This window comes from Pseudomonas sp. ARP3, from assembly GCF_001029595.1.
GTDB classification, from domain to species: Bacteria; Pseudomonadota; Gammaproteobacteria; order Pseudomonadales; family Pseudomonadaceae; genus Aquipseudomonas; species Aquipseudomonas rhodesiae.
The window spans coordinates 158,005-171,216 of sequence record NZ_LEKF01000009.1 but is presented as its reverse complement, the minus strand read 5'-3'; the positions used below and the strand labels follow the sequence as shown (position 1 = coordinate 171,216).

Genomic DNA, 13,212 nt, shown 5'->3' with positions numbered 1-13,212 from the left:
CCCACATTTACCTAAAGCAAGGCGCGCTCCATGTCTCCCCTGAACCAGGCGCTGCGCGCCGCCCTCGACCATCGCCAAGACTTGATCCACGAGCTGCATGCTCAAGGCACCGATTGCTACCGACTGTTTCATGGCAGCCAGGAAGGCGCCGGCGGCTTGACCATCGACCGCTATGGCCCGCAGTTGCTGGTGCAGAGTTTCCATCAGTCGCTGCAAGCATCCGACTTGCTGGACCTGCATCGACAGATCAACCAGTACATGGGTATGGAGTTGCTGCTGGTGTACAACGACCGCTCCCGAGGCAACTCGCGGATCGATCGCGAAGACTCGGTGTACCGCGCCGACCCCGTCGCTCTGCAAGACCTGGTCGGCCACGAGTGGGGCCTCAATTACCGTGTGCGCGGACGGCATGCCGGACAGGACCCGCTGTTGTTTCTCGATCTGCGCAACACACGTGGCTGGGTCAAAGAACACGCCGCCGGCAAGAGCGTGCTGAACCTGTTCGCTTACACCTGCGGTGTGGGCCTGAGCGCCGCCGCTGGGGGGGCTCGGGAGGTGTGCAACTTGGACTTCGCCGAAGGCAACCTGGCGGTCGGGCGCGAAAATGGCCAGCTCAACCCCCACCTGCAAACGATGAACTTCGTGCAATCGGACTACTTCCCCGCCATTCGCCAATTGGCCGGCCTGCCGATCACTCAGCGTCGCGGGCAGAAACTGCCCAGCTACCCGCGCCTGGAGCAGCGCCAATACGACCTGGTATTGCTCGACCCACCCGCCTGGGCCAAAAGCGCCTTCGGCACCGTCGACCTGCTCCGCGACTATCAAAGCCTGCTCAAACCCGCCCTGCTCACCACCGCCGATAACGGCGTGCTGATCTGCTGCAATAACTTGGCAAAGGTCAGCATGGACGACTGGCGTGAACAGGTGCTGCGCTGCGCGGAAAAAGCCGGGCGCCCTGTACGTGATTGGAAAGTGATGACTCCGGGCGCGGATTTCCCATCGCAAGATCAACAGCCGCCCCTGAAAACGCTGATCCTGCAGCTGTAAGATTCGTCCCAAACGCCCGGCTCTTCGGAACCGAAAACCCGTGCCATACTCCAAGGCACTCCTTGTTCGACATAGATGGCGTCACCCATGCCCAAAGGATTGATCCGCGCCGCCGGCGCCTTGTTGACTGCCCTGGCCTTGTACAGCTTGCTGGGCTTTTTGATCCTCCCCGGCATTGGCCTTCGCATTGCCAACCAACAATTGGCCGAGTACGCCACAGTGCCGGCACGCATCGAGCGGATCGAACTGAACCCGTTCAGCCTTGAGCTGACGGTCTGGGGCCTGAAAATAGGTGACCCGGGCAAGGAGCAGCTGGGCTTCGAGCGTCTGTATGCCAACCTTCAGGTCGACAGCCTTTGGACCCGCGCCCTGCATCTGGCCGAAGTGCAACTGGACAAGCCCAAGACCGAATTGCTGTTCAACAAATCCGGCCAATTGAACCTGGCGCAGTTGTTCAAACTACCACCCAGTGAGCCAACACCGACTGATCCTGACGCCAAGCCCTTCCCGCTGCGTGTGGACAACATCAAACTGGCCGGTGGCTATTTGCACTTTGAGGACTTGCGCCCCAGCGAGCCCATCGAATTCCTCTACGACAAACTCGACTTCGAACTGAAGAACCTCAGCACCCTGCCTGAGGACAATGCCGACATGACCCTGGTCGCGGCCGGCCCCGAGGGCGGGCATATCGACTGGAAAGGCAATTTCAGCCTGGTGCCGATCACGTCCCAGGGCACCCTGAAGGTCACCGACGGCAAAATGAAAGCCTGGTGGCCGTATGTGCGCGACGCACTGCCCTTGGTGCTTGAAGATGGCGTACTCAATTTCAGCACCGAATACACCCTCAGCCTGGCCAAAGATACCCAACTGAACCTCACCAACACCGCCGCCAGTATCGCGCCGTTTGCCATCAAGGCGCCGGACGGCCGGCCACTGGTGCGATTGGAGCGTCTGGACGTCAGCGACACCACCGTGGACCTGGCGAAACAGCAAGTGGTCGTCGGCAAAATCCGCAGCAATAAGCTCGAAACCTGGGCCGCGCGTGAGGCTGACGGGCAACTGGACTGGCAAAAACTGTTCGCCAGCCAACCGAGCAAACCGGCCAAGGCACCGGAGCCGGCCAGCGCCCCTGCCACCGCCGACTCGCCCAAGGCAGAACCCGCCGCGCCCAGCAAGCCATGGCAAGTGCTGCTCAAGGATGTGCAATTGCGCAACTACCAAGTGCACCTGGCTGATCGTCAGGCCAAGCCTGCGGTCGCACTGGAACTGGGCCCGCTGAACGTCGACATGCAGAACTTCGACAGCCTCAACGGCAGCCCCTTCAACCTGAAAATCGATAGCGGCTTGGGCAAACAGGGCAAGCTGCAGGCCAGTGGTGAGGTCAACCTCAACCCGGTCAGCGCCAGATTGAAAGTCACGACCCAGGACATCGACCTGCGTGTCGCCCAGTCCTATATCAGCCCTTTCATACGCCTGGAACTGCGTAGCGGCATGCTCGGGAGCAATCTGGACGTCAACCTCAAAAGCACCGAACCGCTGGCACTCCAAGTCACTGGCCGGGCTCAGGTCGACCAACTGCACACCCTCGATACGCTGAAGACCCGCGACTTTCTCAAGTGGCAGCGTCTGGTACTCGAAGGCGTGAATTACCAACATGGCCAAAGCCTGTCGATCGATAAGGTCAACCTGCTGCAGCCCTACGCCCGTTTCATGATCAACGATGATCGCACCACCAACGTTGATGACCTGCTGATTCCGCAGCCGGCGGACACTGGCGCCAAGTCGACAGCCAAACCGGCTGCGAGCAAAGACAAGCCGCTGGGCATTCGCATTGGGCAGATTGCGATCAACGACGGCTCGGCCAACTTTGCCGACTTCAGCCTCACGCCTAACTTCGCCACGGCGATTCAACAGCTCAACGGCCAGATCGGTACCATCGACAGCCGCCAGGCCAAGCCTGCCAGCGTCGACATCAAGGGTAAGGTCGACCGCTATGCGCCCGTGACGATCAAAGGCAGTGTCAACCCGTTCGATCCGATGGCGGCGCTGGACATCGCCACCAGCTTCAAGCGGGTCGAACTGACCACCCTCACGCCTTACTCAGGCAAGTTCGCCGGTTTCCGTATCCGCAAGGGCCGCCTGAACCTCGACTTGCATTACGTGATCACCAAAGGCCAACTGAAAGCCGAAAACAAAGTAGTGGTCGAACAGCTGCAATTGGGGGAAAAAGTCGACAGTGCCGATGCGGTGGATTTACCGATTCGTCTGGCCATCGCACTGCTCAAAGACAGTGACGGCAAGATATCCATCGAGCTGCCCGTCAGTGGCGACCTCAACAATCCCCAATTCAGCGTTATGCCGATCGTTTGGCAGACCCTGCGAAACCTGGTGGTTCGCGCCGCCACGGCGCCTTTTAAATTCATTGGCGGGCTGGTCACCGGCGGTGGTGCCGAAGACTTGGGCAACGTCTCGTTCGCACCGGGCTCCAGCGAATTGAGCAAGGACGCCGAAGGCGCGCTGAATAAACTGGCCACAGCGCTTAAAGAACGCCCTACCCTGCGCCTGGAAATCGAAGGCACTGCCGCCGCCAGCAGCGACGGGCCATTCCTGGCTGAACAACGTCTGGAGCGCGAATACCAATACAACTACTACAAGATGCTGCAGCGTCGGGGAGACAAAGTCCCGGCCCAGGCCTCATTGCTGCAAGTACCGGAAAGCGAGAAAGCGCCCCTGCTGGAAGGCATCTACCGAACCCGCTTGAAACAGCAGCCGCCCGCGGAGTGGAAAGACCTGAGCCGAGACGAGCGTTCGGCGAAGCTTAAGGACGGCGTGATCAAGTTCTGGAGTACCAGTGATGTGCTGTTGCGCCAATTGGGTCAAGACCGTGCCAGCACTATCAAGGACTACTTGGTGGATAAAGGGCAATTGGAAGACGATCGGGTTTACTTCATTGATGCGCAGTTAGGCCAGGCTGAAAAAGACGGTAGCGTGGTGACGCCAATGCATCTGGATGCCGAGTAGTGAGGGGGCGTATCTAGGCGCATTGTGGCTGGGGCCGTGCTCGTAGTGTCCGTCTGGCCCCAAAGACGATGATGCCTACCTCACGCCAAGTCACAGTCTTGGCGTACTTTGAAGGAAGCCCTCAAACGGCTGCAGGCGCAGCCGGTAATTAAGATCAGCCAGCTACCGCAGCCTACGTGGAATGGCGACTAACTAAGGCACGTTAAGCTGGACCGACGCCATCAACGCACTGGCGGCTCTTGACCCATAGCCCAAACTGTTTCATTACCTCAACCACAGGCTCTAACCGCCGTCCGTCGAGTGTGAGCTCATATTCAACCGTGACGGGCACGGTGGGAAATACTGTACGTTTGACGAGACCTGCTTCCTCAAGAGCGCGTAAATCGAGGGTTAACATTCGTTGGGAAATAGCGGGGATGTCCCGCCTAAGCGCATTAAAGCGCTTTGGCCCATTGAGCAGGTATGAGGCAAGGAGCAGACGCCAGCGACCACCGAGCAAACGCATCGCTTCTTCGACCGAGCAGCCAGATATATTGTCTTTCATGGTCAAAATCCTAAACGCATGCAGGTATATTTTTTGTACCTATACTACAAAATAGTGCGTTCTTCCTATTTTATACCTGACATCTAGAATGAGCTGAAACCACCTCTGTGTTGGAATTGAAAGCGCTCGCTCATGCTCTGGAGTCTGTAAATGAAGCTGTACTACATCCCCGCATCTTGCTCCTTATCGCCCCATATCGTCATGAATGAGCTTGGTCTCGACGCCACGCTGGTTAAAGTCGATCACAAGAAACACCTCACCGAATCAGGTGCCGATTACTTCGAGGTCAACAGCTTTGGTTATGTGCCGGCAATCGAGCTGGACGACGGCACTATCCTGCGTGAAGGCCCAGCAATCGTGCAATATTTGGGTGACCTGAGGCCGGAGCTTGGGCTTGTTCCCCCCCATTGCACCCTTGATCGATACCGGCTTCAAGAGTGGCTGAGTTTCCTGGCGTCTGAGATTCATAAGGGGTTCATTCCGCTGTTGTACTCCACACTCGCAGGTAAATACGTAGACACTGCCAAGCCGAAGTTGGAGAAGCGCTTCGCCTGGATTGACGAACAGTTGAGTACTCGCCCATACCTCATGGGTGATTCCTTCACTGTGGCGGATGCCTATTTGTTCGCATTGACAGGCTGGGGGCAGGCCGCGTGGCTGACCAGTTATTACAGGGCCGACATTCACTTCGACAATTTGCCTAACCTACATGCCTGGTATGACCGGGTTAAAGTGCGTCCTGCCGTTCAAAAAGCGTTGCAAGACGAAGGTCTTGCGTGAACGTGGGTGCAGGCCGATTCGAGATAGCTATGGACAATCAATACTAGCTCCCCCGGTGCAATAGGCTCGCTTATTGCAGTCGGCCTTAAAATAGAACAGGCCCCGACACAAAGTGCCGGGGCCTGTAATGACCACATCCGTGTAGTCGGTCGCATGAATCTCAGAGGTGCATTGAGTGGATATCTAACTCACGCGCCGCCGCCGCTAAGCTCAGACGAACCATTGAGCGTTACTCAGCTTTCAGGCCATCAGCCGATACAGCTTTCACGCCTTTGATTTTCTTGGTGATCGCAACAGCAGTGGCTTTCTGCGATTCGGTCACTGGGGTAGCGGACGACAGGGAAACCACACCTTTGTTGGTCTCGACCTTGATGTCAGTGCCAGGAATGCCTTTTTCGGTTACCAGGTCAGCTTTCACCTTGGTGGTGATCCAAGTATCCGAAGTGGCTTCTTTGGACTTGTCGATGTTGTCAGCCTTTGCAGCGCCGCCAGCCATCAGGCCATCAGCGGAAACAGCGGTAACACCTTTGATTTTCTTGGTGATAGCTACGGCAGTCGCCTTCTGCGAGTCCGAAATTGCTACATCGGAAGACAGGGAAACCACGCCTTTGTTGGTTTCAACCTTGATGTCCGAACCTGGAATGCCTTTTTCGGTCAGCAGGTCAGCTTTGACTTTGGTGGTGATCCAGGTATCCGAAGTGGACTCTTTAGCCTTGGTCATCTCGCCAGCAGCCAGGGTCATCGGCGCCTGAGTAGGTTGGGCGAAGGCAGCGTTGGCCATAGCCAGGGTCAGAGCGGTAGCTGTTGCGGTAGCGAGAGCGAACTTCTTCATACGAGTAACTCCTGTTTTATTAAAAGTCTGCAGCGTGTAAACCTCAATGCTGCAGCGTTAACAGGGATATTGCAGACACTGTGCCAATTCTATTCTTGCTATTAAAACCTTTAAAAACAATGACTTACAAATCAACACCATTTCCGGAATCGTGCATATTGCATGAAGCCCTCAACACCTGCATGCAAGTTGCGGCATTTGGGTTTTCATTAACCGTCTGATTTTTAGGCATTTTCCAGCAGCCATAAAAAAAGGACTCCGAAGAGTCCTTTTTTTAGCTTGAGAACTAGGGGTAATTAAACGCCCGAGGCTTTGGCCGCTGCTACGTCTTTGATGGACAGTTTGATACGGCCGCGGTTGTCCACGTCCAGTACCAGTACTTCCACTTCCTGGCCTTCTTTGAGGATATCGGTCACCTTCTCAACGCGAGCGTCGCTCAACATGGAGATGTGAACCAGACCGTCCTTGCCTGGCAGGATGTTGACGAATGCGCCGAAGTCGACAATGCGCTCAACCTTACCTACGTAGATTTTGCCGATCTCAGCTTCTGCAGTGATGCCCAGCACGCGCTGACGTGCAGCTTCCGCAGCTTCCTTGGTTTCGCCGAAGATCTTGATCGAACCATCGTCTTCGATATCGATCGAGGCCTTGGTTTCTTCGCAGATCGCACGGATGGTCGCGCCGCCTTTACCGATAACGTCACGGATTTTGTCGGTGTCGATCTTCATCGCGATCATGGTCGGAGCGTTTTCCGACAGTTCGGTACGCGACTGACCAATGATCTGGTTCATCTGGCCGAGGATGTTCAGGCGCGCTTCAAGGGCTTGGCCCAGAGCGATTTCCATGATTTCTTCGGTGATGCCTTTGATCTTGATGTCCATCTGCAGCGCAGTAACACCTTTAGCGGTACCGGCTACTTTGAAGTCCATGTCGCCCAAATGGTCTTCGTCACCCAGGATGTCGGTCAGGACGGCAAACTTCTCGCCTTCCTTCACCAGGCCCATGGCGATACCGGCAACCGGCGCCTTCATCGGCACACCGGCGTCCATCAATGCCAGGGAAGCACCGCACACGGAAGCCATGGAGCTGGAACCGTTGGACTCAGTGATTTCCGATACGACACGGATGGTGTACGGGAACACGTCAGCAGCCGGCAGCATGGCCTGAACCGAACGACGGGCCAGACGGCCGTGACCGATTTCGCGACGACCCGCACCGCCCATGCGACCGCACTCGCCCACCGAGAACGGAGGGAAGTTGTAGTGCAGCATGAAGGGGTCTTTTTTCTCGCCTTCCAGGGTGTCCAGCAGTTGTGCGTCACGGGCAGTGCCCAGGGTCGCAACTACCAGTGCCTGAGTTTCACCACGGGTGAACAGGGCCGAACCGTGAGTCTTCGGCAGAACGCCGACTTCGATGTTCAGCGGGCGCACGGTACGGGTATCGCGGCCGTCGATACGTGGCTTGCCGTTAACGATGTTTTCGCGAACGGTGCGGTATTCGATTTCACCAAATGCAGCTTTGACGTCGCTGGCGGAAGGCTGGCCTTCTTCACCGGACAGCTTAGCCACCACCTGATCCTTCAACTCGCCCAGGCGAGCGTAACGGTCGGCCTTGACGGTGATGGTGTAGGCGTCGGAGATGGCAGCGCCGAACTCAGAACGGATGGTGCCCAGCAGTTCGGTAGCTTCGGCTTGCGGAGCCCAGGTCCAGGTTGGCTTGGCGGCTTCAGCAGCCAGCTCGGTGACCGCTTTGATAACGGCCTGGAATTCGTCATGGGCGAACAGTACAGCGCCCAGCATCTGGTCTTCAGTCAGCTCTTTGGCTTCCGATTCAACCATCAGTACGGCTTCCGAGGTACCGGCAACGACCATGTCCAGGCTCGACGCTTTCAGTTGCTCGTAAGTCGGGTTCAGCAGGTAACCGGTGCTTTCGTGGAACGCAACGCGGGCAGCGCCGATCGGGCCATCGAAAGGAATGCCGGAGATGGCCAGGGCAGCCGAAGTACCGATCATCGCAGCGATGTCCGGATCGGTCTTCTTGCTGGTGGACACGACGGTGCAGACAACCTGCACTTCGTTCATGAAGCCTTCAGGGAACAGCGGACGGATCGGACGGTCGATCAGTCGGGAAGTCAGGGTTTCTTTCTCGGAAGGACGACCTTCGCGCTTGAAGAAACCGCCAGGGATCTTACCGGCAGCGTAAGTCTTTTCCTGGTAGTGAACGGAAAGAGGGAAGAAGCCTTTGCTAGGGTCAGCGGTCTTGGCGCCAACAACGGTCACCAATACGGTAACGTCATCATCAACGGTAACCAGCACTGCGCCGGAGGCTTGACGGGCGATACGGCCTGTCTCGAGGGTAACGGTCGACTGACCGAACTGAAATTTTTTGATAACCGGGTTCACGGTGTCCTACCTTCTTTGTGGCTCTTGGGGAACTTGTCTTCTTGCGAAATTCTTGGGCAATGCCGGGAATCGGCCCGACGCTCGTCCAGGGTAAAACGTGTATCCAGATAAAACTTGAGGCTGGGAGCCTGCCATGGGCCAGCGGGATTCCACTGACACACGGCAGACAACCAACCTCTAGCGCAATCGCTTATTAGCGACGCAGACCCAGGCGACCGATCAGAGTCTGATAACGACCCAGATCTTTGCCTTTCAGGTAGTCCAGCAGCTTACGGCGCTGGTTTACCATGCGGATCAGACCACGACGGGAGTGGTGGTCTTTACCGTTGGCCTTGAAGTGACCTTGCAGCTTGTTGATGTTGTGGGTCAGCAGTGCAACTTGCACTTCTGGCGAACCAGTGTCACCAACAGCTTGCTGATAGTCAGCTACGATTTGTGCTTTTTCTTGAACGTCGAGAGCCATGAGGCAATCCTTTTTTCAGGAAACCACCCAAAGGGAAGTTTCAACAGGCCAGGGACAAATCCCTGTATCTAAAAATGAGTGTTGACCATGCCTGTTAACAGCCACACTCGTTCGGTCATTCTGACCGAATCAGTCGACGCGGCGCGATGCGCCCGTCTTCGCTCACTTCACCGATACCGATAAAGCGACCGTTGTGATCCTGTACTCGCACCATACCGAACTTCGGGGCATCCGGAGCGCGTACCGGTTGGCCGTTGAGCCAGTAGAACGCGCTGTGTTCCGAGAAGTGCAGCAATGGCCAATCCAGCAGCCCACTGTCCGATGGCATCAGGAAGCGATCAACCGCTTCATTACCGCCTTCGGCATGCACCGCTTCCAACTCTTCCAACGTCACCGTCTGGGCCAGACTGAAAGGCCCGGCCTGGGTGCGTCGCAGTTCTGCAACGTAGGCACCGCAACCGAGCTTTTCACCGATATCTTCCACCAGGGTACGGATATAGGTGCCTTTGCTGCAGTCCACGGCCAAACGCGCGGTATCGCCTTCACAGGCGAGCAATTCCAAGCGCGCAATAGTAACAGAACGCGGTTCACGCTCCACTACTTCACCCGCACGCGCCAACTTGTAAAGGGGCTGGCCATCACGCTTGAGCGCCGAGTACATAGGCGGTATCTGGCTGATTTCTCCACGAAAAGCGGGTAAAACAGCCTCGATATCAGCACGACCAACGGTCACGTCACGAACCTGCAGAACATCGCCTTCGGCGTCGGCCGTGGTAGTGGTCTTGCCCAGTTGCATCAGGGTTTCGTAACCCTTGTCGGAATCGAGCAGGTATTGCGAGAACTTGGTGGCCTCGCCGAAGCACAGCGGCAATACGCCCGTAGCCAGCGGATCGAGACTACCTGTGTGCCCGGCCTTCTCAGCGTTGAGCAACCAGCGGACCTTCTGCAGCGCTGCATTGGAGGTAAAGCCAATGGGTTTGTCGAGCAGAATGATGCCGCTGACGTTACGACGGATACGTTTGACCTGAGCCACCGCTTACTCCTTGGCGTCTTCAGGTGCGGACGGGTGCTGGCTGTCTTCAGCCACGGCGCGCTCAATCAGTGCCGACAGATGCGCACCACGCACCACACTTTCATCGTAGTGGAAGTGCAGTTGGGGAACGCTGCGCAGCTTCATTTCACGGGCCAACTGCATGCGCAGGAAACCTGCTGCAGCGTTGAGCACCTTGATGCTTTGCGCTATTTCTTCGCTGTTATCCTGCCCCATCACGGTGATGAAGATCTTCGCGTGGCCCACGTCACGGCTCACCTCAACAGCGGTGATGGTGACCAGGCCAACGCGCGGGTCTTTGACTTCGCGACGGATCAGTTGAGCCAACTCACGCTGCATCTGATCGCCGATACGCTGGGTACGGCTGTATTCTTTTGCCATGTCTTGTTACCTGTTACTGCCACACGGTGAAACCCGTGGGGTCTGAAAGCGGCAAACGCCCGGCCTGACAAAAGCCAGACCGGGCGTTGCGTTTAGAGTCCGTACACGGTGCGGGGCATTTGCATACCCACTCGCCGCGTGGCTCCGGAAGTGCGCGAGTTAGAGGCTGCGAGCAACCTGAACCTTCTCGAAGACTTCGATCTTGTCGCCAACCTTGACGTCGTTGTAGCTCTTGACGCCGATACCGCATTCCATGCCGGCACGCACTTCGGAAGCGTCATCCTTGAAGCGGCGCAGGGATTCCAGCTCGCCTTCGAAGATAACGATGTCTTCACGCAGTACACGGATTGGGCGGTTACGGTACACAGTGCCTTCGACAACCATGCAACCGGCGATCGCACCGAATTTCGGCGAGCGGAACACGTCACGCACCTCGGCGATACCCAGGATGTTCTCCCGGACGTCGCTGCCAAGCATGCCGGTAAGGGCTTTCTTGACGTCTTCAATGATGTCGTAGATGACGTTGTAGTAACGCATGTCCAGGCCTTCCTGCTCGACGATCTTGCGAGCGCCGGCATCGGCACGCACGTTGAAGCCGAACAGTACAGCGTTGGAAGCCAGTGCCAGGTTGGCGTCGGATTCGGTGATACCACCGACACCGCCACCGACAACGCGCACTTGCACTTCGTCGTTACCCAGGCCGTTCAAGGCGCCGTTCAACGCTTCGAGGGAACCACGTACGTCGGATTTGAGGACGATGTTAAGCGTCTTCTTCTCTTCCTGGCCCATGTTCTCGAAGATGTTTTCAAGCTTGCCGGCGTGAGCACGGGCCAGTTTGACTTCGCGGAACTTGCCTTGACGGAACAGAGCCACTTCACGGGCTTTCTTCTCGTCGGCAACCACGCTCATCTCGTCGCCAGCGTCCGGGGTACCGTCCAGGCCGAGAATCTCGACTGGAATGGCCGGACCGGCTTCCTTGATTGGCTTACCGTTCTCGTCGAGCATGGCACGTACACGGCCGTAGTTCGAACCGACCAGAACCATGTCGCCTTGGCGCAGGGTACCGTCTTGAACCAGCACCGTCGCAACCGGGCCACGGCCCTTGTCGAGGCGGGATTCGACCACGACACCGCGGCCAGGAGCCGATGGTGTTGCGGTCAGTTCCAGAACTTCGGCTTGCAACAGAACGGCTTCAAGCAGTTCGTCAACGCCGGTACCCATTTTCGCGGAGACCGGTACGAATGGAGTGTCACCACCCCACTCTTCGGAAGTCACGCCATGAACCGACAGTTCGCTACGGATGCGATCAAGATCGGCGCCCGGCTTGTCGATTTTGTTCACAGCTACAACCAAAGGAACGCCAGCAGCCTTGGCGTGCTGAACGGCCTCGATGGTTTGTGGCATCACGCCGTCGTCCGCCGCAACCACCAGGATCACGATGTCGGTCGCCTTGGCACCACGGGCACGCATTGCGGTAAACGCGGCGTGACCAGGGGTGTCAAGGAACGTCACCATGCCACGGTCGGTTTCAACGTGGTAAGCACCAATGTGCTGGGTGATACCACCGGCCTCGCCCGCAGCCACCTTGGCACGACGGATGTAGTCGAGCAGGGAGGTTTTACCGTGGTCAACGTGGCCCATTACGGTCACAACCGGTGCACGGGAAACCGCTTCACCTTCAAACTTCAGGGACTCGGCCAGGGAATCTTCCAGGGCGGTGTCGCTGACCAGGGTCACTTTGTGGCCCAGCTCTTCAGCAACCAGTTGAGCAGTTTCCTGATCCAGTACCTGGTTGATGGTGGCCGGAGTGCCCAGCTTGAACATGAACTTGATAATTTCAGCAGCCTTGACCGACATCTGCTGGGCCAGATCGCCCACAGTGATGGTCTCGCCGATCTTCACTTCGCGCACAACAGGGCCGGTTGGGCTCTGGAAACCGTGGGCGTTGCGTTTCTTCAGCTTGGCCTTGCCGCGACCACCGCGACGGAAGCCATCGCTCTCTTCGTCGGTAGTACGTGGGGCAACGCGTGGAGCAGGCGCTTTCTCTTTGACCGAAGCACGATGCGGAGCGTTTTTACGCTCGCCATCGCCGCCGCCGCGACGATTGTTATCGTCGGCACGTGGTTTGTCCGGACGACGGGGCTCTTCACGCTTACGGTCAGCTGCAGGGGCTGGTGCAGCGGCAACCGGAGCGGCCTCACGCACAGCTTCAACAGGTGCACTTGGCGCGGCAACCGCTTCAGTGGCAGCAGGTTGCGCAGCAGCAGGCTGGCGACGCGCTTCTTCTTCGGCGCGGCGCTTGGCTTCTTCTTCAGCCTTCTGACGTGCAGCATTTTCTACTGCGCGACGTTCTTCCAGTTCACGTTTGCGCTCGGCTTCGATTTCTTCCGGGCTGCGCTGTACGAAGACTTTCTTCTTGCGTACTTCAACGCTGATGCTCTTGCTACCCGCAACACGCAGGGTGCTGGTGGTTTTGCGCTGCAATGTAATCTTGCGCGGTTCTTCCACTTTCGCCTTGTGGCTGCTCTTCAAGTGAGTCAGCAAAGACTGCTTCTCACTATCGCTCACACCTTCATCGGCGGCGGTGTGCGGCAGACCTGCCTCACGCATCTGCTGCAACAGGCGCTCTACCGGTGTTTTGACCTCATCGGCCAGTTGTTTCACCGTGACTTGCGTCATGCACTTCTCTCC

Annotated in this window: 10 protein-coding genes; 3 read left to right on the top strand and 7 right to left on the bottom strand. The window is 57.3% G+C overall.

Annotation, left to right across the window (positions count from 1 at the left end):
- Positions 1-30: 30 nt before the first annotated feature.
- Positions 31-1,047, top strand: a complete 1,017-nt coding sequence (locus ABX75_RS13100) for a class I SAM-dependent rRNA methyltransferase (protein ID WP_047882057.1) — start codon at positions 31-33, stop codon at positions 1,045-1,047.
- Positions 1,048-1,134: 87 nt separating this feature from the next.
- Complete coding sequence (locus tag ABX75_RS13095) at positions 1,135-4,068, top strand: DUF748 domain-containing protein (protein ID WP_047882056.1); 2,934 nt, start codon at positions 1,135-1,137, stop codon at positions 4,066-4,068.
- Positions 4,069-4,270: 202 nt separating this feature from the next.
- Here ABX75_RS13095 and ABX75_RS13090 read toward each other — a convergent pair whose 3' ends face one another.
- A complete protein-coding gene (locus ABX75_RS13090; RefSeq protein WP_047882055.1) occupies positions 4,271-4,612 on the bottom strand; it encodes a helix-turn-helix domain-containing protein in 342 nt (113 codons plus the stop codon).
- A 150-nt stretch (positions 4,613-4,762) separates the two neighbouring features.
- On the opposite strand from ABX75_RS13090, the gene gstA reads away from it, so the two are divergent.
- Positions 4,763-5,392, top strand: a complete 630-nt coding sequence (gstA, locus tag ABX75_RS13085; RefSeq protein WP_034100703.1) for a glutathione transferase GstA — start codon at positions 4,763-4,765, stop codon at positions 5,390-5,392.
- A gap of 229 nt (positions 5,393-5,621) precedes the next feature.
- On the opposite strand, the gene ABX75_RS13080 is transcribed toward gstA, so the two are convergent.
- The 6 genes from ABX75_RS13080 to infB form a co-directional block, all read right to left on the bottom strand.
- Complete coding sequence (locus tag ABX75_RS13080) at positions 5,622-6,224, bottom strand: BON domain-containing protein (protein ID WP_034100705.1); 603 nt, start codon at positions 6,222-6,224, stop codon at positions 5,622-5,624.
- A gap of 296 nt (positions 6,225-6,520) precedes the next feature.
- On the bottom strand, positions 6,521-8,626 hold the full coding sequence (gene pnp / locus ABX75_RS13075; RefSeq protein WP_034100707.1) for a polyribonucleotide nucleotidyltransferase: 2,106 nt from the start codon (positions 8,624-8,626) through the stop codon (positions 6,521-6,523).
- A 193-nt stretch (positions 8,627-8,819) separates the two neighbouring features.
- Positions 8,820-9,089 (bottom strand): 30S ribosomal protein S15, encoded by a 270-nt coding sequence (rpsO, locus tag ABX75_RS13070; RefSeq protein ID WP_003177875.1) that lies wholly within the window; start codon positions 9,087-9,089, stop codon positions 8,820-8,822.
- Positions 9,090-9,204: 115 nt separating this feature from the next.
- Positions 9,205-10,122 (bottom strand): tRNA pseudouridine(55) synthase TruB, encoded by a 918-nt coding sequence (truB, locus tag ABX75_RS13065; protein WP_034100709.1) that lies wholly within the window; start codon positions 10,120-10,122, stop codon positions 9,205-9,207.
- A gap of 3 nt (positions 10,123-10,125) precedes the next feature.
- Positions 10,126-10,521 carry a 30S ribosome-binding factor RbfA gene (rbfA, locus tag ABX75_RS13060; RefSeq protein ID WP_034100712.1) on the bottom strand — a complete coding sequence of 132 codons (396 nt, stop codon included), beginning with the start codon at positions 10,519-10,521 and terminating at the stop codon, positions 10,126-10,128.
- 159 nt (positions 10,522-10,680) lie between these two features.
- Positions 10,681-13,200: a translation initiation factor IF-2 gene (infB, locus tag ABX75_RS13055; protein ID WP_034100714.1), complete on the bottom strand. Its 2,520-nt coding sequence runs from the start codon at positions 13,198-13,200 to the stop codon at positions 10,681-10,683.
- Positions 13,201-13,212 lie beyond the last annotated feature (12 nt).